Origin of the sequence: Actinoplanes awajinensis subsp. mycoplanecinus (assembly GCF_001509495.1) — a bacterium.
Lineage (GTDB): Bacteria > Actinomycetota > Actinomycetes > Mycobacteriales > Micromonosporaceae > Actinoplanes > Actinoplanes palleronii.
On record NZ_LLZH01000318.1, the window covers coordinates 142168 to 167226 of the forward strand.

The 25059-nt window shown below is 71.3% G+C and carries 23 protein-coding genes; all 23 read right to left on the reverse strand.

Translation table 11 applies throughout. The features are described 5' to 3' along the window. Positions 1 to 11: 11 nt before the first annotated feature. The 23 genes from ADL15_RS42140 to mraZ all read right to left on the reverse strand — a co-directional run bounded on the left by ADL15_RS42140 (position 12) and on the right by mraZ (position 24724). Positions 12 to 1619 carry a MinD/ParA family ATP-binding protein gene (locus ADL15_RS42140; RefSeq protein ID WP_067704429.1) on the reverse strand — a complete coding sequence of 536 codons (1608 nt, stop codon included), beginning with the start codon at positions 1617 to 1619 and terminating at the stop codon, positions 12 to 14. Between the two features lie 184 nt (positions 1620 to 1803). Further along, positions 1804 to 2745 (reverse strand): hypothetical protein, encoded by a 942-nt coding sequence (locus ADL15_RS42145; protein ID WP_232344886.1) that lies wholly within the window; start codon positions 2743 to 2745, stop codon positions 1804 to 1806. An 83-nt stretch (positions 2746 to 2828) separates the two neighbouring features. Beyond that, positions 2829 to 3758: an RluA family pseudouridine synthase gene (locus tag ADL15_RS42150; RefSeq protein WP_067704436.1), complete on the reverse strand. Its 930-nt coding sequence runs from the start codon at positions 3756 to 3758 to the stop codon at positions 2829 to 2831. After that, entirely contained in the window at positions 3755 to 4372 is a 618-nt protein-coding gene (gene lspA, locus ADL15_RS42155; RefSeq protein WP_083972433.1) for a signal peptidase II, read from the reverse strand. The genes ADL15_RS42150 and lspA overlap by 4 nt, the downstream gene beginning before the upstream one ends. Then, positions 4369 to 4791 (reverse strand): TraR/DksA family transcriptional regulator, encoded by a 423-nt coding sequence (locus ADL15_RS42160; RefSeq protein WP_067704919.1) that lies wholly within the window; start codon positions 4789 to 4791, stop codon positions 4369 to 4371. Before ADL15_RS42160 ends, lspA begins: the two co-directional genes overlap by 4 nt. Before the next feature lie 308 nt (positions 4792 to 5099). Beyond that, the gene (locus ADL15_RS42165; protein WP_067704439.1) at positions 5100 to 5405 is read right to left on the reverse strand and encodes a DUF167 domain-containing protein; all 306 of its coding nucleotides are present in this window, start codon (positions 5403 to 5405) and stop codon (positions 5100 to 5102) included. 8 nt (positions 5406 to 5413) lie between these two features. Continuing rightward, positions 5414 to 6514 (reverse strand): hypothetical protein, encoded by a 1101-nt coding sequence (locus tag ADL15_RS57250; RefSeq protein ID WP_083972434.1) that lies wholly within the window; start codon positions 6512 to 6514, stop codon positions 5414 to 5416. 33 nt (positions 6515 to 6547) lie between these two features. Then, a complete protein-coding gene (locus ADL15_RS42175) occupies positions 6548 to 7363 on the reverse strand; it encodes a DivIVA domain-containing protein (RefSeq protein ID WP_067704444.1) in 816 nt (271 codons plus the stop codon). 43 nt (positions 7364 to 7406) lie between these two features. Then, the gene (locus ADL15_RS42180; RefSeq protein ID WP_067704447.1) at positions 7407 to 7712 is read right to left on the reverse strand and encodes a YggT family protein; all 306 of its coding nucleotides are present in this window, start codon (positions 7710 to 7712) and stop codon (positions 7407 to 7409) included. Positions 7713 to 7735: 23 nt separating this feature from the next. Continuing rightward, positions 7736 to 8503 carry a cell division protein SepF gene (locus ADL15_RS42185; protein ID WP_067704450.1) on the reverse strand — a complete coding sequence of 256 codons (768 nt, stop codon included), beginning with the start codon at positions 8501 to 8503 and terminating at the stop codon, positions 7736 to 7738. A gap of 187 nt (positions 8504 to 8690) precedes the next feature. Further along, positions 8691 to 9413: a YggS family pyridoxal phosphate-dependent enzyme gene (locus ADL15_RS42190; RefSeq protein ID WP_067704454.1), complete on the reverse strand. Its 723-nt coding sequence runs from the start codon at positions 9411 to 9413 to the stop codon at positions 8691 to 8693. 15 nt (positions 9414 to 9428) lie between these two features. After that, the gene (gene ftsZ, locus ADL15_RS42195) at positions 9429 to 10580 is read right to left on the reverse strand and encodes a cell division protein FtsZ (protein WP_067704457.1); all 1152 of its coding nucleotides are present in this window, start codon (positions 10578 to 10580) and stop codon (positions 9429 to 9431) included. Positions 10581 to 10878: 298 nt separating this feature from the next. Then, positions 10879 to 11613, reverse strand: coding sequence for a cell division protein FtsQ/DivIB (locus tag ADL15_RS42200; RefSeq protein ID WP_232344888.1), 735 nt, complete (start codon positions 11611 to 11613; stop codon positions 10879 to 10881). A 36-nt stretch (positions 11614 to 11649) separates the two neighbouring features. Then, positions 11650 to 13053: a UDP-N-acetylmuramate--L-alanine ligase gene (murC, locus tag ADL15_RS42205; protein WP_232344904.1), complete on the reverse strand. Its 1404-nt coding sequence runs from the start codon at positions 13051 to 13053 to the stop codon at positions 11650 to 11652. Positions 13054 to 13120: 67 nt separating this feature from the next. Beyond that, positions 13121 to 14227 (reverse strand): undecaprenyldiphospho-muramoylpentapeptide beta-N-acetylglucosaminyltransferase, encoded by a 1107-nt coding sequence (gene murG / locus ADL15_RS42210; RefSeq protein WP_067704463.1) that lies wholly within the window; start codon positions 14225 to 14227, stop codon positions 13121 to 13123. Between the two features lie 49 nt (positions 14228 to 14276). After that, entirely contained in the window at positions 14277 to 15680 is a 1404-nt protein-coding gene (locus ADL15_RS42215; RefSeq protein ID WP_067704466.1) for an FtsW/RodA/SpoVE family cell cycle protein, read from the reverse strand. 86 nt (positions 15681 to 15766) lie between these two features. Next, complete coding sequence (gene mraY, locus ADL15_RS42220) at positions 15767 to 16882, reverse strand: phospho-N-acetylmuramoyl-pentapeptide-transferase (protein WP_067704469.1); 1116 nt, start codon at positions 16880 to 16882, stop codon at positions 15767 to 15769. Next, complete coding sequence (locus tag ADL15_RS42225; RefSeq protein ID WP_067704471.1) at positions 16879 to 18270, reverse strand: UDP-N-acetylmuramoyl-tripeptide--D-alanyl-D-alanine ligase; 1392 nt, start codon at positions 18268 to 18270, stop codon at positions 16879 to 16881. Before ADL15_RS42225 ends, mraY begins: the two co-directional genes overlap by 4 nt. Beyond that, positions 18267 to 19772 carry a UDP-N-acetylmuramoyl-L-alanyl-D-glutamate--2,6-diaminopimelate ligase gene (locus ADL15_RS42230; RefSeq protein WP_067704474.1) on the reverse strand — a complete coding sequence of 502 codons (1506 nt, stop codon included), beginning with the start codon at positions 19770 to 19772 and terminating at the stop codon, positions 18267 to 18269. Before ADL15_RS42230 ends, ADL15_RS42225 begins: the two co-directional genes overlap by 4 nt. A 57-nt stretch (positions 19773 to 19829) precedes the next feature. After that, on the reverse strand, positions 19830 to 22004 hold the full coding sequence (locus tag ADL15_RS42235; protein WP_449369314.1) for a penicillin-binding transpeptidase domain-containing protein: 2175 nt from the start codon (positions 22002 to 22004) through the stop codon (positions 19830 to 19832). A gap of 237 nt (positions 22005 to 22241) precedes the next feature. Further along, positions 22242 to 22784, reverse strand: coding sequence for a hypothetical protein (locus tag ADL15_RS42240; protein WP_067704479.1), 543 nt, complete (start codon positions 22782 to 22784; stop codon positions 22242 to 22244). A 244-nt stretch (positions 22785 to 23028) separates the two neighbouring features. Next, positions 23029 to 24144, reverse strand: a complete 1116-nt coding sequence (rsmH, locus tag ADL15_RS42245; RefSeq protein WP_394326985.1) for a 16S rRNA (cytosine(1402)-N(4))-methyltransferase RsmH — start codon at positions 24142 to 24144, stop codon at positions 23029 to 23031. A gap of 148 nt (positions 24145 to 24292) precedes the next feature. Continuing rightward, the gene (gene mraZ, locus ADL15_RS42250; RefSeq protein ID WP_067704485.1) at positions 24293 to 24724 is read right to left on the reverse strand and encodes a division/cell wall cluster transcriptional repressor MraZ; all 432 of its coding nucleotides are present in this window, start codon (positions 24722 to 24724) and stop codon (positions 24293 to 24295) included. Positions 24725 to 25059: the final 335 nt, after the last annotated feature.

A 25059-nucleotide genomic window follows, 5' to 3' on the forward strand; every position in this document is an offset into this window, starting at 1 on the left:
GCCCCGGAATACTACTCGGCGAAGGGCTCCAGCATCACCGACGCGGCACGCAGCCAGGCCTGCCGGGTCTCCGGCTGCAGGTCCGCGTACTCGATCGAGGAACCCACCTCGAGCGCCGGGTCGTAGGGCACCACGGCGACCGCGCGGGTCCGCGTGGCGAAGTGCTTCTTGAAGTCCTCCAGCAGCGGCAGGGCGCCCGGCGACGGGCACGAGATGAGCGTCACGGCGTTGGCCACCATCTCGCCCATCCCGCTCTCCTCGAGCACGTCGAGCATCCAGTCCGCGGTGAACGCGGCGTCCTCGCGGGGCACCGTGGTAATCACCAGCTGGTCGGCGGTCCGCATCACCGTCTGCCAGTTGACGCTCTCCACGTTGTTGCCGGTGTCCACGCAGATCACGTCGTGGGTGCGGCGCAGCAGATCCATCACCCGGCGCACGGTGTCCTGGTCCAGCCGCTGGGCGAACCGCGGGTTCTCCTCGCCGGCCAGCACGTCGTAGGACCCGTCCGAGGCGTGCCGCAGGTACGCGTCGAGCTCCTGCAGCAGCGCGTCGCCGTGCAGGTTCTCGATCCGCATCAGGTCGGCCAGCAGGTGCTTGATCGTCCGGGCGTGCCGGGCGCTGCCGGCCCGCAGGCCGAGCGTGCCCCGCAGCTCGTTGTCGTCCCAGGCCAGCACGCCACGGCCGCGGACGCTGCCGATGGTGGCCGCGGCCAGCACGGTCGCGGTGGTCTTGTGCACGCCGCCCTTGGGGTTGGCGAACGCCAGCACCCGGGGCTTGCCGAGCTTGCGCCGCATCACCGCGGCCGAGCGGTCCAGGCCCTCGTCGCCGCGGGTCTGCCGCCACTCGATCCGGGCGCCGGTCGTCTCCGGCCGGAGCGTCGGCTCGGCCCGGGCACCGGGGGCGTCGAGCCGGATGCCGGGCGGGGCTGCGGGGGCGTCGAGCCGGATGCCCGGCGGCGCGACCGGGGCCGGCCGGGCGGCCGGCGCAGGTGGCGGGGACACCGGCCGCGGGGCGACCGGCGGAGCCACCGGGGGCGCGGCCGGGGCGTACGCCTGCGGATAGGCGGCCGGCGGCGGCTGATAGCCGTTCGGCTGCGGGTAAGCGTTCGGCTGCGGAGCTCCGTTCGGCGGCTGATAGCCGTTGGGCTGCGGGTAGCCGTTGGGCGGCGGGTACGCGCTGGGCTGCGGCGGGGCCGGCGGATAGCCGGGCGCCGGTGGGTACGCGCCCCGGGTCGGCGGCGCCGGCGGCTGTGGCGCGGCCGGCGGAGCCGGTTGCGGTGACCGTGGCGTCGGGTCGAAGAAGCTGTGCTGCTGCTGCTCCGACCGGGACTGCCACCGCGGGTCGAGCGGGTTGATCGGGCGCTGCGGCATGGCCCGCTGCGCGTCCGGTTCGGCGCCACGGCGCGGCGGCGGCCCGCTGTCCAGCGGATTCGCCGGCCTGGCCGACGCGCGTGCCGATGGTGCCTGCTGACCCCACTGCTGCGGAACGTCCGCCGTCTCCGGCTTCGGCTCCTCGGCGGGCTCCTCGGCGCGATGACCATGCCGGGCACGATCCAGCAAGGCCCGCCAGCGCGGGGCTGGTTCCGCAGGCCGGCCCCAGCCGGTCTCGGTCCCGTCCACGGCTTGTCCCTTCTGCGCCTACCCGACGTCGTGTTGCGGCGAGGGGTTCTCGCCAAGACAGGCTACGGATGAGAACCCTATTCGGGCCACCGACCGAGCGCCCATCCCCCGGTCGTTCTTGATCACATAGCGGCACGCTGGTCGTGCACGTGCATCCGCCCGAACGTTTCTTAATACGGAAAAACTAGCGCTCCGGTTCGGCACCGGAGGCTTCGGCAGACGCGCTTGATCCTTCGTGAGCAGCACTCACTTCCGCCTCCGAGGGTACGGCAAGCGGTTCCGGTGACGACGTGACGACAGCCGGCGACCCGGCCACCCGGCGATCCGGTGAGGCCGAAGTCACAGTGATCCCGATCGACGACGGTAACCGTGCCGGTGACGTGGAGGCAACATCCGGCGCCACCGTTGGCACAGGCACGGCCGACGGCTCGGCGGAGACCGTGCCACGTTCCTCGGGCAACGGCGGGCGGAATTCCGTCCGGTCCAGGGTGCGTACCTCGGGCGCCGGGTCGACCGCCCGGACCGCGGCGCGGGACGCGATGTCGTCGAGGGTCGCGGGGGTGGCGCGGACCACGGCCGCGAACACACAGGAACACCCTGATCGGTACGCGGCGGCCTCCTGAGCCGCGGTCCGGGCGGCATTCGCGTACGTCGCCCGCAGCCGGGTCTGGCGCTGATCGTCTCCGGTCAGCGACCGTTCCAGCCGCAGATAGTCGGCCTGCTCCTGATCACGGACCAGCGCCGCGTCGAGCATCCCGGCGGTCACGTCGCCGGGCCACCGGTAGACCGGGATCAGCGACACCTGGGTGCGGGTGTCCGGCAGTGGCACCCGGGCGTACACCTGGGCCACCAGCGCGCCGTCCAGCAGCGCCGGCAACCGGTCCGGTGCCGCGTAGTCACGCAGGCTGATCAGGGCCCAGGTGTCCCCGGCGGCCGGGCCGGACGGGTCGGCGAGCATGCTCAGCTCGCGCTGGGCGGAGTCCAGGTACCCGGCGACCGACTGGCCCTCGACCACACCGACCCGCACCACGTCGCCCGGGTCCTCGCCGGCCGGGCCGCCGGAGTGACCGGCCCAGGCGACGGCGAGCACCAGCACGGCGGTAGCGGCCAGCGCCACTCCGGTCATGATCTGCAACCGGAGTGAGCCGCCCCCGAACCTGACGAGGACCGCGCGCAGTCGATGCGGGCCCACGGTGTCACTCCATCAGGTCAGCCGACGTCCTGGAGGACGTCCAGCGCGATTTTCAGGTCGTCCGGGTACTCGCTGACGAACCGCACCTCGTCGTACGTACGCGGGTGCGCGAAGGCCAGCTCCTTGGCGTGCAACCACTGCCGGTTCAGCTTCAGCCGCGCCGCCAGGGTGGGATCCGCACCGTACGTGATGTCACCGGCGCACGGGTGTCGCATCGCCGAGAAATGCACCCGGATCTGGTGGGTACGCCCGGTCTCCAGCCGCACGTCGACCAGGCTCGCGGAGCGGAACGCCTCCAGCGTGTCGTAGTGCGTGACGCTCGGCTTGCCGTCGGACATCACCGCGAACTTCCAGTCGGCGGTCGGGTGCCGGTCGATCGGGGCGTCGATCGTGCCGCGCAGCGGGTCGAGGTGACCCTGCACCACCGCGTGGTAGCGCTTCTCCACCTCGCGCTCCTTGAACGCCCGCTTCAGCGCGGTGTACGCGATCTCGGACTTGGCCACCACCATCAGGCCGGTGGTGCCGACGTCCAGGCGGTGCACGATGCCCTGGCGTTCGGCCGCGCCGCTGGTCGCCACGTTGTGACCCATCGAGGCCAGGCCGCTCAGCACGGTCGGGCCGGTCCAGCCCGGGCTCGGGTGGGCGGCCACGCCGACCGGCTTGTCCACCACCACGATGTCGTCATCGCTGAAGATCACTGTCATGCCGTGCACCGGCTGGGCCACCAGGACCGGCGCGGTGATCGGCGCGGGCAGCGTCACCTCGAGCCACGAGCCCGCGGCCACCTTGTCCGACTTCGGCCGGGGAATGCCGTCGACGAGCGCGTCACCGGCCTCGACCAGGGTCGCCGCGGCGGTCCGGGACAGCCCGAACAGCCGGGAGACCGCCTGGTCCAGCCGCATCCCGTCGAGTCCGTCCGGTACCGGAAGAGAACGTGTCCCGCTCATGCCCGCTCCTCAGTTCCGGTCGTCGCATCGGTCTTGCCCGCCTCGGCCGGGCCGGCCTCGGTCGCGCTCGTCCCGGTCTTGGTGGTCTTGCCGGACAACCGGCTGCCGTCGCGCTGCCGGCCGGTCAGCTCCAGGAGCACCGCGAGGCAGACGCCGACGGTCAGGCAGCTGTCCGCGATGTTGAAGACCGCGAACTTCTCCCCGCCCGGCGCGAACATGCTGATCATGTCGACCACGTGGCCCTGGAACGGCCCGGGCGCCCGGAACAGCCGGTCGCCCAGGTTGCCCAGCGCGCCGCCGAGCACCAGCCCGAGCGAGAGCGCCCACGGCACCGACCGGAGCTTGGTCGCCATCCAGATGATCCAGCCGACCACGACCAGCGTGATCAGCGGGAACACCCAGGTGAACCCGGTGCCGAAGCTGAACGCCGCACCGCCGTTGCGCAGCAGCGAAAGATAGATCAGGCCACCGAGGATCCGGGCCGGGTGGTGCTCTTCCAGGTTCTCGGTGGAGAGGTGCTTCACCCACTGGTCGAGCGCCAGCGCGATGAGCGCGGTGGCGCCCAGCACCACCACGGCGCGCGGGGTGAAGCGGGCGGCCTTGTCGGCGTTCAGCGTCTTTCCTCCAGTTGCTTACAGGACACACAGAGAGTCGCGGACGGGAAGGCGGCGAGCCGCTCCACCGGGATCTGGGTGCCGCACCGCTCACACCAACCGTAGTTGCCCTGGCCGAGCCGCTCGATGGCGCGTTCCACCTGTGTGATTCGTTCGAGCAGGTTGTTGGCCAGCGTGATCTCCTGCTCCCGCTCGAACGTCTTGGTCCCGGTGTCGGCCTGGTCATCCCCGGCCGAATCCGCGAGCCGTACGCGCGAGAGCTCGGTGATCGCACTGAGCGCCTGATCGTACTCGGCCTGCAGCTCGCGGAGCCGCGCCACCAGCGCGTTCCGGATCTGCTCGGTCTCCGCTGCGGTCCGGCTCCGCTCGGTAGCGGCCGCACCACTCGCCGCGGAACGGGATTCGGTTGCCTTGGCCATCATCGCTCCCTCGGCCGCGCGCCCGGCGCGGCGATCAGCGGTCCTCGGAACCGGCCGGCCGAACTCTCCCCGGCACACCGGCCCCGCTGTCTTTCCCCCGTTGCCCCGGGCCGAACGGCTGTCGTAGCGGATCCGGCCCCACCTGCAGAAATGGCGCGGCTGGAAAGCGCCGCGCACACCAGAGGCCGGCAACGACACGGAGCATGAGATGCCCCGGCGACCGCGCCGAGCCCCATTTCGGATACTCGACGATACACCTCGAGTCACCCCACCCTCACCGCGTGTCAACCGGCCGGCAACGGTGGCGGTCAGTCGCCGAGCAGGCCGGCCAGGCGGGATTCCAGATCGCCGGCCGGGGCGTCGACGGTGAAGACCTTGTCCCGGCTGGTCGCGCCGATCCGCAGCGCCACGACCGCGGCACGCACCCCCAGCGCCTCCGCCAGGGCCCGGCGCACCGCCTCGGTGGCCCGGCCGTCCACCGCGGGCGCGCCCACCGCGACGATCAGCGCCGGCCCGTGCGGCCCGGCGTACCGCCCGCCGACCCGGGTGCGACCGGCCCCCGGCCGGACCCGCACCGGCACCGACACCCCGGACGGCACGTCCCGCTTCGCCATGCCCGCCGTCAGCGGCGGGCGTTCGCCGCGAGCAGCCGGTCGACCGGGCGGCACAGCCCACACGGGCTGAACCCCAGCTCCACGGCCTCGTCGGCGGGCAACGGCTCGGTCAGGCGGCCGACCAGGTGCGGGCAGTCCGCCATGTGGTAGCGCGGCCGCCCGTCCACCACCAGCACCTCGGTGTCCAGCCGGGCCACCTGCACGGCGTCCGTCGGCCGGACCGACTGCGGCAGCGGCTCGTCGTCGGGATCGTCCGCGTCCGGCTCAGCGAACTCGTCGCCCAACGCCGAGGAGTCCAACGCCGAGGAGTCCAACCCCGAGGAGTCCAGCCCCGAAGAATCCATCCCGGAGAAGCCCGGACCCGAGAAGCCAGGACCCGAGCCGGACGAAGCCCGCCCCGGCGCATCCAGCACCGAGGAGTCCAGATCCGAGGAGTGCAGCCCCGGCGACCCCGGACCGGCATACCCGGACCCGTCGCCGTGATCCGGATATCCGCCCGTGGCGGACGGACGGCGCCAGGACTGATCGTCCCCGTCGCGGCCGCGGGCCGCGCCGATGGTCGACGAGGCGGCCTGGTAGTCCGCACCGGCCGCCGATTCGTCCGTCAGGTGTGTTCCCGCGGCAGGCGCACCAGCACCCGAATCGGCAGCGCCGGGAAGATCAGCGGTGTCTCCGTGATCCGCTGGCGGCTGATCTGCGTATACCGGTTCAGCGGTGGCTGCGGGATAGCCGTTCGGGTCGGTTCGCCCGGTCGCCGCGAAGGACTCAGCGGGCTCGGGAGAGTCGGAGGCATAGGACACGCCGGCGGTGTGCGGAGAGTCGTCGGGGTAGCCGGAATCGGCTGCGAACGCGGCGCCCGCCGGGGCAGAATCGTGGGCGTCGGACGGCGCCCCGGTGGTGCGGCGCGGGGCCGACCCCGGCGGTACGGAGTCGTCCGGCGCACCCGGGCGGCGAGCCGCGGCGTTCTGACGCGCGCCGATGACCAGGGCGACCGCGGCCAGCAGGCTGGCCACGATCGAGGCTATGAGAAGGCTGCTCGACCCGCGGACCAGGCCGATCGCGAGACACACCACCGCGACAAGGATGAGCGGGAAACTAGCAGGAATCATGGCTCATCCTCGTCGGGGTGCCGGGGCTTCTGGTCAGCGGCCCGATTCGATGGCGTTCGACCGGCCGCCGTACGAACCGGCCAGGCCGGCCGCGGCGAGACCGCCGGAGCCACCGACCGAACGGTTCGCGTCAGCGCGCGCCATCTCGGCCTCCAGGCCCTGGCCACGGCCGTCGAGGTCGCGCAGCTGGCTCTCGAGGTAAGCCTTCAGGCGGGTCCGGTACTCCCGCTCGAACTGCTTGAGCTCCTCGATGTGCTTCTGCAGCGCGGTCCGCTTGGCGTCCAGGCCGCCCATGGCCTCCTGGTGCCGCTGACGGGCGTCGCGCTCGAGGGCGTCCGCCTTGGCGCGGGCCTCGCGGGTGACCTCCTCCGCCTTGGAACGGGCGTCGGAGAGGAGCTTGTCGGCCTCGCGGCGGGCGTCCGACACGTGGTCGTCGGCCGTGCGCTGGGCCATCATCAGCACCCGGAGAGCCTGCTGCTCACCGTCGGCGCCGGCCGCGCCGGCACCACCGGGGCCGGGGCCCTGTGCGCGCACCTGCTCCAGCTCAGCCTGCATCTGCCGGGCTGCCTGCTCGGCCGAGGACTTGTCCCGCTGCACACGGTCGAGCTGGGCCTTCAGGTCGTTGAGCTCGGCCGCGAGGCGGGGGTCGGCACTCGGGCCGGCTGGTGCGCCACCCCGACCGCCGCGTTCCACCTGGGCGCGCAGCTCGTTGTTCTCCTCGATCAGACGGGCGAGTTCGCGCTCGACCTCGTCCAGGAAGGCGTCGACCTCCTCCTCGTCGTACCCCCGCTTGCCGATCGGGGGCTTCTTGAAGGCGACGTTATGCACGTCGGCCGGGGTCAGCGGCATCGAAACTCCTCGGGTCAGTCGCGGCCGCGGTTGGGGCTGCTGTCTATCTGTAGGTCGAGATGAGGCGAACTAGCACTAACTCCATGAGCACGAACAGGATAACCAGCAGCACGATGGAAGCCAGGTCCAAACTCACGTTACCAATGCGCAGCGGTGGGATCACACGCCTCAACGCCTTGAGAGGTGGATCCGTGACGCTCCACACCAATTCGAGTGCGGCGGATGCGCCCCGGCCCGGCTGCCAGCGACGTCCGTACTGGAGCACGGCTCCCATGACGAACCTGCTCAGCAGCACCAGGAAGAAGAGGTACACCAACAGATAGATAATCTGAAACACGATCGACAGCACGTCCGGCGGATCCCTCGTTCGGGTCAACTCTGGGCGAAGAACCCGCCCTCAGCGATCTTGGCCTTGTCTTCTGCGGTGACCTGGACGTTCGCCGGAGAGAGCAGGAAAACCCGGTTGGTCACGCGCTCGATCGTACCCCGCAGACCGAACGCCAGACCCGCCGCGAAGTCGACGAGCCTGCGAGCGTCCGACTCGTCCATCTCGGTGAGGTTGATGATCACCGGGACGCCGTCGCGGAAGTGCTCGCCGATCGTCCGCGCTTCCCGGTACGTGGTCGGGTGCAGCGTGGTGATCTGGTACCGCTGCTCCTCCTCGATCGGGCGCTTGTGCACCTGCGGAACCGGCTGCGGCGCCAGTGCCAGATTCTCCCGGGTGGAGTACGTCAGCGCCGAGGACTGCTCGGGCGCCACCGAGGGCCGGGTGATGGAACGGACACTGGCCCGCTCGATCCGGTCGTCGTCGTCCCGGTCCATCTCGGCACGCACCGAGGAGACCCGGTCGCTGAGCCGACTGCTGCGCTCGGACCGCTCGGAGCGGTCGGACCGCTCAGCGCGCTCGGACCGCTCGGGCCGTTCCCGGTCGGGACGCGACCGCGGCACCGCCCGCTCCTCCTCGACCTCTTCGTCCTCGAAGCCGCCGTCGGAGTACCGGTCACCGGAGGAGTAGCGGTCCCGGTCCCGATCCCGGGTCGACCGGTAGGAGCGCTCCTGGTAACCCCGCTCCTCGTAGTCGCGCTCGTCCTCTTCCTCGGCCAGCCCCAGCCAGACGGCCGCCTTACGGAAAGTACTCATGCCCCCACCTCCGTCCGCTGTTGCGGCCCGCGCCCCCCTGGCGTGCCGCGTCCCCCCTGGCGAGCCGGACACCTGGTCCGATTCGGACCTGTGACCTGCTGCGACGCTGCGTCGTCAGACGCAACGGCCGCCGGCGGTGGCGCGTCGCGCAAAACAACACCTATGTAGTTTGCTGCCCGCCGCAAGGCTACCGCAGCGAGTTTCGCATCCCGAGTAAAGATGTACCGATCCGTACGTGTGTCGCCCCGTGCAGAACGGCCGCTTCCAGGTCGCCGCTCATCCCCGCGGAGACCGTGGTGGCGCCCGGATGCGCCGTGGTCAGACGACCGGCCAGTTCGGCCAGTCGCTCGAAAGCCCGCCCGGCCTCCCACCCCAGTGGAGCGACGGCCATCAGCCCGCCCAGCCGCAGACCGTCCGATGAGGCCACCGCGTCGGTCACCCGCCAGAGGTCGTCGCCGGCCGCACCGCCGCGGTCCGGGTCGCCGTCCAGGCTCACCTGGACCAGCACCTCGAGGGGTTCGTCGCGGACCGCGGCCACGGCCCGGTCCAGCGCGGTGGTCAGGCGCAGCGAGTCCACGGACTCGATCACGTCGGCGTACGTGGCAACCGACTTCGCCTTGTTGCGTTGCAGCTGGCCGACGAAGTGCCAGCGCAGGCGGACGCCCGCGGCGCGCGCCTCGGCGGCTTTGGCGGCCGCCTCCTGGTCCTTGTTCTCGGCGACGTCGAGGACGCCGAGCCCGGCGAGCAGCAGCACGTCGCTCGCCGGGTACGTCTTGGTCACCGCGGTCAGGGTGACCGCCTCCGGCGGCCGCCCGGCCGCCACGCAGGCACGCTCGATCCTGTCGCGTACCTGCCGGAGGTTGGCGGTGAGCTCGGCCCGCCGCCCGTCGTCACTCGTCTGATCAGTCATGAGCCAGGAACGCGGTCAGGAACCGTTCTTCAGGAAGTCCGGCACGTCCACGTCGTCGAAGAGGACGTGCTTGCGCGGCGTCGGCGTGGCCGGTGCCGGCGTGGACTGGTGCGGGGTCAGCGACGTCGACGAGATCGGCGACGGCGAGTTGCTGCTCTGGTGCGACTGCACCGGAGGGTGCACCTTGCTGCGCATCGGCTCGGCCGGCTTGTACGAGGGCGAACCCCCGTCGAACCCGGCCGCGATCACGGTCACCCGCACCTCATCGCCGAGCGCGTCGTCGATGACCGCGCCGAAGATGATGTTCGCGTCCGGGTGTGCCGCGTCGGTGACCAGCTGTGCCGCGTCATTGATCTCGAACAGGCCCAGGTCGGAGCCACCGGCGATGGAGAGCAGCACGCCGCGCGCACCGTCCATGCTCTGCTCCAGCAGCGGGCTGGAGATGGCCCGCTCGGCCGCCTCGACCGCGCGGTTGTCGCCGCGCGCACTGCCGATGCCCATGAGCGCGCTGCCCGCGTTGCTCATCACGCTCTTGACGTCGGCGAAGTCCAGGTTGATCAGACCCGGGGTGGTGATCAGGTCGGTGATGCCCTGAACACCGGAGAGCAGCACCTGGTCGGCCTGACGGAACGCGTCCATCATGCTGATCCCGCGGTCGCCGAGTGCGAGCAGCCGGTCGTTCGGGATCACGATCAGGGTGTCGCACTGGTTGCGCAGCTCGTCGATGCCGGTCTCGGCCTGGACCTGACGCCGCTTGCCCTCGAACGAGAACGGGCGGGTCACCACGCCGATGGTCAGCGCGCCGAGCTTGCGGGCGATGTTGGCCACCACCGGCGCACCGCCGGTGCCGGTGCCGCCGCCCTCGCCACACGTCACGAAGACCATGTCGGCCCCCTTGAGGACCTCCTCGATCTCGTCGCGGTGGTCCTCGGCGGCGTTCTTGCCGACCTCGGGCTGGGCGCCGGCGCCCAGTCCACGGGTCAGTTCCCGGCCGACGTCGAGCTTGACGTCGGCGTCGCTCATCAGCAGGGCCTGGGCATCGGTGTTGATCGCGATGAACTCGACGCCTTTGAGCCCAACCTCGATCATGCGGTTCACGGCGTTCACGCCGCCGCCGCCGATGCCTACGACCTTGATGACCGCAAGGTAGTTGTGCGGAGGTGTCATCGGGCTCAGCCTTCCCTTCCGGGGTTGGCGAATGTCGAGGGCCCCTGCGGTTCCAAGGCGGAACCGCACTTCGACATCCACTGCCGTGCAAGGGAGGGCGAGGAAACCCTCACCCTCTACTAGAGGTTTAGAGTTATGTCAACTACTCAAACCTCTCGACGCAACGTATGCGGACATCGCGCCCCAGCCAAAGAACCGGGACGGCGTGTCGCGTCCGCTTACGAGGTGAGTATGCGAGTCACCCGTAACCTCGACGGTAATATTCCGTTCGTACGTTTTTGTCGGTTTAGCCAAATCGTCACCGAATGGTCACGATCGGTTGCGCGCTGACGTCGATCTCGTTGCCCTTGCGCTTCAGCAACGCCAAGGTCACCTTGCTCTTCTGCTCGCTCGCGGTGTCGTCGCCCCAGATCACCACGCGACCCTTGCGCAACTCCAGCCGGATCTGCACCGGCGAGGCCACCGAGATGGCCACCAGCTGCTCGCGCAGATCGTCGGTGAGCGCGTCCAGCACGGTCAGCGCCGAGCCGGTGCTCGGGTCACCCGGGCCGGGCGTCGCCAGGCGGGCCAGCGGCAGACCGGCCGGCGCCGTGGCGACCGCCCGGAACGGCACACCGTCGTCGTCGATCAGGGTGAACTGGTCGCGGACCGGCACGGCGGCCACCGCGACCCGCTCGACCACCTCGATCCGCAGGGTGGACGGCCAGCTCCGGGTAACCGTCACCCGGTCCACCGGCGCCAGGCCGCGCACCCGGGCCTCGACGTCGTCCAGGTCGACCCGGGCCAGCGGACGGTCGGCCGGCACCGCGGCCGCGGCACGCACCTGCTCCTGGTCGAGCACCTGGGCACCGGCCACGTCGACGGTCTTCACGCCGAACACCGAGGTGCCGTAGAACAGCCAGACCAGGCCGGTGGCCACCAGCAGCACGCCGGCCCCGGCCAGCCAGGGCAATGCGGCCTGCAGCTTGCGCTGCCGGGCCCGGGCCATGAACCGGCGCGCGGACGGCGGCACCGCGTCGGTGTCCGCCCGCACCAGCCGCCAGTTGCGTGTGCCCGAGCCCGCCACGGATCAGCCCGCGAGATCCGGCCGGAGGTCCGCGTCGGTGAGCGCGGCCAGCAGCTCGTCGCCCATCAGCGAGATCGGCGGCGCGCCCATCGTCACCACCACGTCGCCGGGGCGGCTGCGGCGGACCACCTCGGCCGGCACGTCGGCCCAGTCCGGCACGAAGACCTTGCGGTCGGCGGGCAGGTCGATCGCGGCGGTCAGGGCGAGACCGCCCTCGCCCGGTCCGCGGGTCTCCCCCGGGCCGAACACCTCCATCACGATCACCTGGTCCGCGACGGCCAGCCCCTCGGCCAGCTCGGCCTGCAGGTCCCGGGTCCGGTAGACCCGGTACGGCTGGAAGACCACCAGCAGGCGGCCGTCCCCGGCCACCTCGCGCAGCGTGCGCAGCGCGGCCATCACCGAGGTCGGGTGGTACGCGTACTCGTCGTAGACCCGGACGCCGGCCGCGATGCCCTTGCGCTCGAAGCGACGGCGCACACCGGGGAACGACTCCAGCGCCTCGCGGATCTTGTCCAGCGGCACGCCCAGCTTGAGCGCGGTGAGCACGGTCGCGGCGCTGTTCAGGCCCATCAGCCGGCCGGGCATCGCGAGCTTCAGGTCACCCAGCGACTCGCCGTGCAGCTCCGCGGAGTACCGCACCCCGCTGACCGTCGACACCACGTCGCTGATCCGCAGGTCGGCGCCCTCGGACTCGCCGTACGTGTAAACCGTCTTGCCCGCGGCCCGCAGCCCGGCGATCAGCTCGTCGGTGCCGGGGCCGTCCGCGCAGGTCACCACGAACCCGTCGGCCAGCCCGCCGAACTGGAGGAAGCCCGCCTTGAGCGTCTCCAGGTCACCCCAGTTGTTGAGGTGGTCACCCTCGATGTTCGTGATGATCGCGACGTGCGGCCGGTAGATCAGGAACGACCGGTCGTGCTCGTCCGCCTCGGCCACGAAGTGCGGGCCGGTGCCGTGGTGGCCGTTGGAGCCGGCCGCGGACATCTCCCCGCCGATCACGAAGGACGGGTCCTGCCCGGCGTGCTGCAGGATCACCGTCATGATCGACGTGGTGGTGGTCTTGCCGTGGGTGCCGGCCACCGCGATGGTCTGCCGGCCGGTCATCGCCGCGGCGAGCGCCTCGGAGCGGTGCAGGACCCGCAGGCCCCGCCGGCGCGCCTCGACCATCTCCACGTGATCGGCCGGGATCGCGGTGGAGTAGACGACCGTGTCCACGCCGTCGAGGTTCGACGGCACGTGCGCCATGTGCACCGTCCCGCCGAGCGCGCGCAGCGCCGCCAGGGCCGGCCACTCGCGCAGCTCGCTGCCGGAGACCGGTACGCCCCGGGTCAGCAGGAGCCGGGCCAGGCCGGCCATGCCGACCCCGCCGATCCCGATCAGATGCACGCTGCCGAGGTCCTCGGCGGTCATCTCACCGGCTGGCGTCAACTCCGCCGTGTTCACCACTTAACTCCCTCGGTCACTGTGTTGACGGCGTTCATCGGCCGGCCGCTTCCAGGACGAACCGCAAGAGCTGCTCGTCACCGTCACGACGGCCGTACTGCGCCGCGGCGTGGCCCATGGCGGCCAGCCGCTGCCGGTCCCGGGCCAGCGGGATGATGTTCCGCTCGATCCAGTCCGGGGTCAGCTCACTGTTGTCGACAAGCATGCCGCCGCCGTTCTCCACCACCGGCAGCGCGTTGCGGCGCTGCTCCTGGTTGCTGAACGGGTACGGCACGTAGACCGCCGGCATGCCGAGCGCGGTGGTCTCGGCCACCGTGATCGCCCCGCCCCGGCAGAGCATCAGGTCGGCGGCAGCGTATCCGAGCTGCATGTCCGACAGGTAGGGCACGACGACATACGGCACCGGCAGGTCGCCCGGCACCTCGAACGGGTCGTTGCGCCCGCCCTGCACGTGCAGCACCTGGATGCCGGCGTGTGCCAGCCGCTTGGCCGCCGCGGCCACCGCCAGGTTGATCGTCCGCGCGCCGGACGAGCCGCCGGAGACGAACAGCACCGGCAGGTCCGGGCGCAGCCCGAAGTGGTAGAGCGCCTGCGGGCGCAGCGCCGGGCGGTCCATCTGGGTGATCCCGGTCCGCAGCGGCACGCCGACCAGGCGCGCGTTGCGCAGCGACTCGGCCTGCTCCAGCTGGTGCGGGAAACCGACGGCGATCCGTTTGGTGAACTTCATGCCCATCCGGTTGGCGACCCCCGGCGGCACGTTCACCTCGTGGATCACGATCGGCAGCTCCCGGCGCCAGGCGGCCAGGTAGGCCGGGGTCGAGACGTAACCGCCGAACCCGACGACCACCTCGGCCTGCACCTCGTCGATGATCTCACCGGCGGCGGCCGCGGACTTGTACATCCGGTCCGGGGTACGCAGCAGGTCCAGGTTCAGCGACCGGGGCAGCTGGTAGGCCGGGATCACCCGCAGGTCGTAGCCGGCCGCCGGGATGAGCTGGTTCTCCATCCCCTTGGGGCTGCCCAGCGTCGTGATCCGGATCTGCGGGAAATGGCGTCGCAGAGCGTCGGCGAAGGCCAGCAGCGGATAGATGTGACCACCGGTGCCTCCTCCGGCGAGCACGACCGACCGCAGCGGAACCATCACCGTCTCCTCTCCGTTCCTACCGTTTCGCCCGCCACCCTAGAGCGGGCTAGAGACGGTCCTTCGTCCCACCCACGGATGACCGGGAACCCGGCTTCTTCGGGGCCGGCGGACGCGGCTGGACCGGCCGCCGCGGCGGGGGAAGCGGCGGCAGCGGGGCCCAGACTAGTCGCACCCATCGAGGCGTCGGACGAGCGTTCAGGGCACGCGCCGCGTCCGGCTCCGCGCGGGCGAACGAGGCGAGCATGCCGATCGCCGCCATCGCCACGACGAGGGCACTGCCACCTGCGGAGATGAACGGTAGCGGAAGTCCGGTGATGGGCAGCAGACCGACCACCCCGCCCATGTTGATCACGGCCTGGGCGACCAGCCAGGTGGTGATCGCGGCGGCCGCGAGGCGGCGGAACGGGTCGGTGGACCGGCGGGCGATCCGGAACCCGGTGTACGCCAGCACCGAGAACAGCGCCAGCACCACCGTGCAGCCGACCACGCCGAGCTCCTCGGCCACGATCGCGTAGATGAAGTCGTTCTCCGCCTCGGGCACCCAGCCCCACTTCAGCGCGCCCTTGCCCAGCCCGACCCCGAACCAGCCGCCCTCGAAGATCGCCGAGCGACCCTGGATGAGCTGGTAGCAGACCCCGCCCGGGTCGCACTTCTCCAACGGCGTGAGGAACGCGGTGAGGCGCTGCACGCGGTAGTTCTCGGCGCCGTCCGTGCCGGAGCCGGCGCCCCGGGACGCGGCCGCGATCAGCAGGCCGATGCCGGTCAGCCCGAGCACGCCCAGCGCGCCGAACACCCGCAGGCGCACCCCGGCCGCCCAGAGCAGGCCGACGGTCAGCGCCAGCAGCACCAGCATGGTGCCCACGTCGTTGTAGCCGACCAGGACGAAGAGCAGGCCGATCACCGGGAAGAGCGGCATGGCCAGCTCGCGCCAGTGCCCCAGGGCCGGGCCCTTGCGGGCGATCACGTCGGCGCCCCACAGCACCAGGCCGAGCTTGGCCACCTCGGAGGGCTGGATGCTGACGCCACCGAAGGAGAGCGAGAGCAGGCTGACCGAGATCGGACCGACCTGCGCGTTCTTCAGCGGGCCGACCCCCTTGATCACGACGACCAGGTTGAGGAAGGCGAGCAGCAGGATGGCCGCGCCGAGCACGTACTTGGCCAGGGCGCGCAGGGTGACCGCGGGCAGCCGCTGGCAGATCCAGAAGGCGACCAGGCCGAGCAGGGCGTACACCGCCTGGCTGGAGATCGCCGAGAACGCGTTGCCGTTCGCCGCGTACGCCTTCACGCTGGTCGCCGAGAAGACCATGGTCAACCCGATCAGCAGCAGCAGGCCGGCGCTCGCGATCAGCAGGTAGTACGACGAGAGCGGACGGGCCAGCAACCCGTGCACGGCGGGCAGGAACTGCCGGCTCAGTGACGGGCGGTCCTTCTCGGTACGGTCGTCCGCCATGCCCTCATCATCGTCCGGACGACACGCCATCGACGCACACGTCGATGGCGTGTCGCATGAGAGTTACCCCATGATCGGGACGGGTCCTAACCCATGACCGCCAGGTGGTCGCTGTAGAACAGGCCCAGGCCGATCGCGGCGCAGATGCCCGCGATGATCCAGAACCGCACCACGATGTTGACCTCGCTCCAGCCGGCCAGCTCGAAGTGGTGCTGCAGCGGCGACATCCGGAACACCCGCTTACCGGTGGTCTTGAACGAGATGATCTGGATCACCACGGACATCGTGACGATCACGAACAGGCCGCCGATGATGACCGAGAGCAGCGTGGTCCGGGTGGCCACGGCGAGGCCGCCGATCAGGCCGCCCAGGCCGAGCGCGCCGGTGTCGCCCATGAAGATCCGGGCCGGGTTGGTGTTCCACCAGAGGAAGCCGACGCAGGCCGCGGCGGCCGCCGCCGCGATCAGCGCGATCTCCAGGGGGTCGCGGACCTGATAACAGTGTTCCTGGGTGAGCTGGTTGGTGAGCCGGTAGTTGTCGTCACCGCACCAGTGCCGGTACTGCCAGAAGCCGATCAGCGAGTACGCGCCGAGGACCAGGATCGAGGCACCGGTGGCCAGGCCGTCCAGGCCGTCGGTCAGGTTCACGCCGTTCGACATCGCCATGATCACGAAGACGAAGACCATCACCGAGCCGACCTTGCCGACGTCCAGCCAGCTCACGTCCCGGATGAACGAGATGTGCTCGCTGACCACGGTCTCGCCGTTGGTGCTCGGGAAGTAGAGCGCGGCGATGCCGAAGCCGGTGCCGACCAGCAGCTGGCCGAGCAGCTTGCCCTTGGCGGAGAGGCCGTCCGAGTTGCGCTTGCGGATCTTCAGGAAGTCGTCCATGAAGCCGACCGCGCCGCAGAACACGAACAGCCCGAGCAGGACCAGGGCGGTCATGGTCGGCCGCTCCTGGGCGATCTGCCGCTCCGGAAGCGTGGTCAGGGCGAGGTGCCCGGCCACGTAGGCGAAGACCGTGGCGATGATGAAGGCCACCCCGCCCATGGTCGGGGTGCCCTTCTTGCCCATGTGGGAAGCGGGGCCGAGGGTCCGGATCGGCTGTCCGGCCTTGAGCGCCGAGAAGACCCGGATCGCGATCGGGGTGCCGAAGAGCGAGATGAGAAAGGCGACCGCGGCCGCGACGATGACTGCCCTCACGTGGGCTGAACCTCCTCGGAACGCCGCAGCCAGTCGGCGACGTCCCATGTGCGGTACCGGGAACCCTTGACCAGCACGACGTCGTCGGCGCGCAGGTCATCGTGCAGAATCGCGATCGCGGCGGCCTGGTCGGCGGCGAGCCGGGCGGTGCCCCGCCACGCGCCCACCTCCGCGGCGCCGTCCAGGATCGGGCGGGCGTCGTCCGCCACCGCGATCAGCCGGTCCACACCGAGCTCGGCGGCCAGGCGGCCCACCTCGGCGTGACCGGACACTTCGTGGTCGCCCAGCTCGGCCATGTAGCCGAGCACGGCCGTGGTGCGTTTGCCGGCGCCCATCGCGGCCAGCGCGTGCAGCGCCGCGGCGGTCGACGACGGGTTGGCGTTGTAGGAGTCGTCGATGACCGTCACGCCGTCCGGCCGCGCGAACACGTCCATCCGCCGGCCGGAGACGATGCCGACCTCACCGAGCGCGGTGACCAGCTCGTCGAAGGGCAGTCCGGCGGTCAGCGCGACCGCTGCGGCCGCCAGGCTGTTGGCCACCTGATGCCGCCCGGCGACGTTCAGGTGGACGGTCCCCACCGAAGACCCGTTTTTCAGTACGTACGACGCGCGCCCGGCGGCATCCACCGCGACCTCGCTCGCCCGCAGCTCGGCCCCCTCGGCCTCACCGACCAGCAGCACCCGCGCGCCGGTCCGCGGCGCCATCCCGGCCACCAGCGGGTCGTCGGCGTTGAGCACCGCGACACCGGACTCCGGCAGCGCCTCGACCAGCTCGCCCTTGGCCAGCGCGGTGCCCTCCACCGACCCGAACTCGCCGATGTGTGCCGCACCGATGTTCAGCACCACCCCGATCGACGGCCGGGCGATCCCGGTCAGGTACCGCAGGTGCCCGACCCCCCGGGCGCCCATCTCCAGCACCAGGAACCGGGTCTTCTCACCGGCCTGCAGCACCGTGTACGGGAAGCCCAGCTCGTTGTTGAGCGACCCGGGCAGCGCCACGGTCGGGCCCAGCCGGGACAGCAGCTGCCCGATGTAGTCCTTCGTCGTCGTCTTGCCCGAGGAGCCGGTCAGCCCGACCACGGTCAGCTCCGGCAGCCGCCCGAGCACCTCGTGTGCCAGTTTCGCCAGCGCGTCCAGCTGGTCGGCGACCACGATCCCGGGCACGCCCGCGTCGCGGGTGCCGAGCACGCCGGCCGCTCCGGCGCCGACCACGGCCGGGCCGAAGTCGTGGCCGTCCTGCTTCTCACCGGCGAACGCCACGAACAGGCCACCGGGTCCGACCTTGCGGGAGTCGTACTCGACGCCCCCGCTGACCGTCTCCGAGCCGTCGCTGTTGACCAGCCGGCCACCGGTGATCGCGGCGATCTCGCCGAGCGAAAGGTTGATCATGCGGGTCCCTTCAGAGCGGCGGCCAGTTCCACCCGGTCGTCGAACGGCAACACCTGGCCGTTCACCTCCTGACCCTGCTCGTTGCCCTTGCCGAGCACGGCGATCACGTCACCCGGGCCGGCCAGGCGGACCGCCTCGTCGATCGCGGCGCGCCGGCCGGCCACCTCGATCACCTTGGCCGCCGTGTGCGCGTGTTCGGCGCCCTGGCGCACTGCCGCCCGTACGAAATCGGGGTCTTCGGTCCTGGGGTTGTCGTCCGTGATGATCACCAAGTCGGCGCCCTGGGCCGCAGCCTCGCCCATCAGCGGCCGTTTGCCCTTGTCCCGGTCGCCGCCGGCGCCGAGCACGCAGATCAGCCGCCCGCCCCGGGCGGTGGCCAGTTCGCGCAGCGCGGCCAGCGCCGCCACGATCGCGTTCGGCTTGTGCGCGTAGTCGACCACGCCGAGCACCGGGCTCTCGGCCGGCACCAGTTCGAGCCGGCCCGGCACGCCGCGGCACTCACGCACCCCGGTCCCGGCCACCGCGGGGTCGATACCCACCCCGACCAGCAGCGCGATCGCCAGCAGGGCGTTCGCCACGTTGTGCAGGCCGGGCAGGGCCACCCCGGTCTCGACGGCGACACCGTCCGGCCCGTGCGCGACGAACCGCTGCCCGAAGTCGGACGGGCGCAGGTCCGAGGCCCACCAGGTGGCGGCGGTGTCCCCGGCCGCGGAATAGCTGATCGTTTCCGGACGGAAGAGCGGGCGCAGCGCCGGGTCGTCGAAGTTCAGGACCTCGACGAGCGAGCGGCCGTCGAAGAGCCGCGCCTTCGCCGCGAAGTACTCCTCCGACGTCGGGTGGAAGTCCAGGTGGTCCTGGCCGAAGTTGGTGTACCCGCCGGCTGCGAACCGGATCCCGTCGGCCCGGCCCATCACCAGCGCGTGGCTGGAGACCTCCATGACCACCGCGGTCACCCCGCGCTCCAGGCCGGCGGCCAGGATCGCCTGCAGATCGGTGGCCTCGGGCGTGGTCCGGACGCTCTTCACCACGAAGTCGCCGAGCCGGGTCTCCACCGTGCCGACCAGCCCGGTGACCCGGCCGGCGGCCCGCAGACCCGCCTCGACCAGGTACGACGTCGAGGTCTTCCCGGCCGTGCCGGTTATCCCGATCATGGTGAGGCGCCGGGACGGCTCGCCGTAGATCGCCGAGGCGGCCGCGCCGAGCACCGCCCGCGGATCGTCGGCGACGAGCACCGGCAACCCGGCGGCGAGCGCGGCCTCCCGACCGGCCGGGTCGGTCAGCACCGCCACCGCTCCGGCCTGTGCCGCCGCGGCGGCGAACTCGGCGCCGTGCCGGTTCGCGCCGGGCAGCGCCGCGTAGAGATCTCCGGGGCGCACCGCGCCGCTACTGTGAGTGACCCCCGTGACGTCGATGTCATCGCCGTGCAGCGCAGCCGGAAGCAACTCGGCGAGCTGCCTCAACGAAAACGACGCGACGGACTCAGGTCGTGGAATGCCGGACACGGCGTCAGACCCTACCCGGTTGGTCAGGTGTTCCTGTCAACGCCATGCGACCTGAATTCATCCATGGATCTTGAAGGTCGGCGGTTTCGTCGTCGACGGTGGCACAAAGTAATGGGAAAGCGTGTAGGACATCATCTGGGCGAAAGCCGGGGCGGCGACCTCGCCGCCGGTGCCCTTCGCGACATCCATCGAGATCGCGATGACGTACCGCGGGTTCTCGGCCGGCGCCATGCCGACGAACGAGCTGGCGTTGTGACTGGTGTACTGCCCGTCGACGACCATCTTGCCGGTGCCGGTCTTGCCGGCCACCCGATAACCCTGCACCTGCGCCTTGGTGCCGGTGCCCTCGTTGTCCTCGACCACCGCCTCCATCATGGTGCGCAGCTCCGAGGCGACCTCGGCGTCCAGCACCCGGTGGGTCTCCGACGGGGCGACCGGGGTCTCCTTGTCGTCGATCCCGGAGACCGTCGACTTGATCAGGTGCGGCTGGATGTAGACGCCGTCGTTGGCGATCGCGCCGTACCCGGCGGCCATCTGCACCAGGGTCGCCGAGACACTGTGCCCGATCGGCACCGACCCGTACGCCGAGCCGCTCCAGTCCTCCGGCTTCAGCAGCATGCCCTCGGCCTCGGCCGGCATGCCCTCGCCGGTCGCGTGGCCCAGCCCGAACTTCTGCTGGTACTCGTAGAGCTTCTCCTTGCCGAGCTTCTCGCCGATCAGGATCGTGCCCACGTTCGACGAGTAGGCCAGCACCCCGGCCATGGTCAGCTTGGTGCCCTTCTTCTGCGGGTGACCGTCGTTGAAGGGCACTCCGCCGCGGACGATCGACGGGGCGACCGTCTGCGTCGACTCCGGCGTGATCAGGCCCTCCTGCAGGGCCGCGCCGAGCACGAACGCCTTGTGGCTGGAGCCCGGGTCGGTGACCACACTGGTCGGCACGTCGATCCGGTCGGAGGCGTCGGCCTTCAGCGGCTGGGCGGCGTTGTAGTACGGGTAACTCGCCTGCGCCAGCACCTCGCCGGTCTTCACGTCCAGGATCACCGCGCCGGCCACCGTGGCGTTGTTGCGCTTCGCCTCGGCGTCCAGGATCTGCTGCGCCTGGTACTGCACCCAGCGGTCGATGGTGAGCTTCAGCGAGCTGCCCGGCTTGGCCGGGGTGTTCAGCTCGTACCCGCCGGTGATCGGGATGTTCAGCGAGTTGCCCTTGCCGGTCTCGAAGACCCGCTTGCCGTCGGTGCCGTGCAGCAGGTCGTCGTAGCGCGCCTCGAGACCCTCCAGGCCGTGCCCGTCCGAGCTGGTGAAGCCGATCAGGTTCGCGGCCAGGTCCCGGCCGGGCACGTCGCGCCGCTCGTCGCTGTGGGTGTAGATGCCGGGCAGCTCCATCGCCTTGATCTTGTTGGCGACCGAGATGTCCACCCCGCGGGCCAGGTAGCGGAACCGCAGCCAGGTGCCGAACGACTGCTTGCGCTGCATGTTCTCGGCGAGCTCGGAGGCCGGCACGCCGACCAGCGGGGACAGCTTGGCGGCCGTCCCGGCGACATCCTCGCGCAGCTTCTCGTTCTCCGGGTCGGCGTAGATGTACCGCGCCTCGACGCTGTTCGCCAGGATCGCGCCGCTGCGGTCCAGGATCGCGCCGCGCGCGGCCGGCAGCTCCACCGTGCTGAGCCGCTTCTCGCGCAGCTTGACCAGGCTCTCCACCTCGGCCGGCGACGTGCCCACCTGCAGCACCACCAGCCGGATCCCGATCATCGTGAACAGCGACAGCGCCAGGACCGTGCCGAGGCGCAGACGGCGGCTGCTGTTCGCGAGCTTGGGCGGCTCGGCGGGCACCGGCCGCGGCCTGCGGGCCGATTCCCGGACCGGGCCACGCCCCTGCCCCCCGGTCACCCGCCGCCGTGGTCCGGGTTCTTCCTTTCCGGTACGACGTGAGGACGTCCGGGACGGCTCCGGCGTACGGCGTACGCGCTCGTCGTCACGCTCCACGGACCGCCGGTCGCGCAGATCGCGCTCCCGCCCCGCGGCCTCGCGGGGTTCCCTGGTCCGGCCGGCGGCCTCGCGCGGCGCCCGGCCCCGGCCCGCACCCTCCCGGCTCCTACCGGCCGCCTCACGGGGCTCGCGGGGCTCCCGGCTCGTCGCGCCGGCCTCCCCGGACTCCCGGCTCGTGGCCGGCGGCTCGGTCGTGCGCCCGCCGCGCTGACGCGCCCGCGGCGTGCTCTCGCCGTCCTCGACCACCTGCAGCGCGGGCCGGAACGGATCACCGGTGTTGCGCCCGGTCCGCGGCGACCGGCCGCGCTCGGCCACCGTGCGCCCGCGCGGCGTGTACGCCCGCGCCTCGCCGATGCTGGAGAAGCCGCGCCGCTCGGTGCGCTCGGCGTCCTCGGTCCCCTCGGCGGGGACGGCACGGGACGCACCGCGCCGGGGCGGAGTGCCCCGGCGCGGTGTCTCGTCATCGGCTCGCGGCGACACGGCCTACTGCCCCGTTCCCACAGCGTTCTGGTCGGCGGCGGCCGGATCAGCCCCGGCCCCGGTCGTGGCGCCACCGGTGGTCAGCGAGTCCTGCGCGGTCGGCGCGGTCTGTCCCTGGCCCGGCCGGGGCGTACCGATGTACTTGCCGTCCGGCAGCCGGATCTTGGCCGGGGCACCGGCCGGCACCAGGCCCAGCTGGCGCGCGGCGGCCTCCAGGTTGCCCGGGCCGGACACCTGGATCAGCTGCTGCTCCAGCTCCTGCTGCTGTTCGTCCAGACTGGTCTGGTTCTCGCGCAGCGCGTCGAGCCGGAACGACTGCTCCATGGTCTTCGTGTTGATCAGCAGGATGCCCACCACGCCGACCAGCACCAGCGCGATCACGCCGGCCGCGAACGTCGGCCGCGGCGCCCGGATCGGCAGCGGCGGCGCCACCCGCAGGCGCGGCAGGAACGGCAGCGAGATCCCGTCCGTCTTCAGCTGCTTGGCGGCAGTGCCGTCGACCTCGATCACCGTCTCGGGCTGCTCGCGACCCTCGTCGCCGCGCATCCCGGATCGGCGCGTGTCGGATCGCCCGCCGGACTGGCGCACCCCCCGGGCGCCACCCCCCGCGACCTCGGCATCGCGGCTCGCCCCACGCCCACGTTCCCCCGGACGGCCCCCCGACCGCGGCGCGTTGCTTCGCTCGCTCATGCTTCCCCCTCCCCCTCCTGGTTCGCCCCCGGGCGTATCCGCCCTTGTCCCCCGTGCGTTGTATCCCGGTGTCGCCCTTGTCCCTCTCGGGTGAAAGCAGTCACCGTGTCCGTTCGCGTGCGGACCGTGGCGCCTGCTTGCCCGTAACCCCCTGCTCGCTAATCCGTTCCACCGCGCGCAATTTCACCGAAGCCGCGCGCGGGTTCTCCGCCACCTCCGCCTCGCTGGGCAACTCCGACCCCCGGGTCAGCAGCCGCAGCGTCGGACCGGTACCGGGAAGCTCGACCGGCAGGTCGATCGGCCCGGTGCTGCGCGACCTCGCGGTGAGGGCGCGCTTCACGATCCTGTCCTCCAGAGATTGATAACTCATCACCACAAGTCGCCCGCCGGGCGACAACGCGTCCAAAGCCGCCGGGACAGCGGATTCGAGCACCGCCAGCTCGCCGTTGACCTCAATGCGTAGTGCTTGGAAGGACCTTTTCGCGGGATTTCCACCCGTTCGGCGCGCGGCGGCCGGGATCGCTTCCTTGATCAGGTCGGCCAGCTTGGACGTCGAGACGATCCGCGCCTTGGCCCGCTCCTTGACGATCGACGAGACCACCCGGGTCGCGAACTTCTCCTCGCCGTACTGCCGGAGGATCCGCACCAGCTCGCCCGGCTCGTACGAGTTGACCACCTCTTCCGCGGTGATCCCCTGCGACTGGTCCATCCGCATGTCCAGCGGGGCGTCCTGCGCGTACGCGAACCCGCGGTCCGCCTCGTCCAGCTGCAGCGAGGAGACACCGAGGTCGAACAACCCGCTGTCGATCGCCGGGATCCTCAGCTCGGTCAGCACCCGGGGCAGCTCGTGGTAGACCGCGTGCACCAGGTGGATCCGCTCGGCGAACCGGGACAGCCGGTGCCGCGAGTGGGCCAGCGCCTCGGTGTCCCGGTCCAGTCCGATCAGGACGGCCTCGGGGTACCGCTCCAGCACCGCCTCGGCGTGGCCACCCAGGCCCAGCGTGAAGTCGACGTGCACGGCGCCGGGCCGGACGAGAGCCGGATCGAGCAGCTCGAGGCAGCGTTCCAGCAGTACCGGAACGTGCGCACCGCGCGGCTCCCCCATGACGACCCCCATAAAACCCACCCGTTCACGTCTCACCCGGTTGTTACCCGTGTTGCCTGCCGGCCGTTTCCGTACCGGCCCGGCCGCCCATCCGTACCGCCAGATCCCCATCCGCTCAGTCCCGCGCCGGTTTTACCCGGCCCCGGACACGCGCCTGGCGCCGGGGAAGAGGCGCCAGGAGCGGGAGCGGCTGGAGATCTCGCAGTACGGCAGCAGTGGCGTCCGGGCCGCACTCCCAGCGGCCCACCGAGTGCCACGCCTACAGTCCGCCGGGCAGCACCCCCTCCTCGATGTCGGCGAACTCTTGCTCGCTCGCCGAGAGGTAGTCGTCCCACGCCTGCTTGTCCCAGATCTCGACCCGGGTGCTGGCCCCGATCACCACGAGATCCCGGCCGAGACTCGCGTACTCCCGCAGATGTGCGGGGATGGTGACCCGGCCCTGCTTGTCGGGGACCTCGTCGTGTGCGCTGGCGAAGAACACCCGGCCGTACGCCCGGGCGGACTTGTTGGTCACCGGCGCCTCGCGCAGCTGACCCGCGATGCGCTGGAACTCCGGCATCGGGAACACGTAAAGACAGCGTTCCTGCCCCTTCGTGATCACGACACCTCCCGCCAGCTCGTCGCGGAACTTCGCCGGGAGGATCAGCCGGCCCTTCTCGTCGAGGCGAGGAGTGTGCGTGCCGAGAAACATCGGCCCCCACCCCTTTGCCGGGACGGCCGCTCCTTCGCGGAGGGAGTGGACCGTCTGTCAACTCGGGCCGGCAGGCTCCGGTTGAGTCCCTCGGTCCTGCCACTGTGCCCCACTCTACTCCACTTCCCTCCACCTGCAACCCGAAAGCGACCTTCCCAAAACCGTTTTCGCGGACGTAATCCCAGTTCACAGGCGGTGGGCCGGAGTGGAGGGCCGGAGCATGATCCACGAGGTCCGGTTTCCGACATCCAGCCCACGACGGTCGATAAGTCCACCCGAACTCACCCCCCACCCCCACCCGTGGAGCGAAGTGGAGCCCCCGAACCCCCTACCGG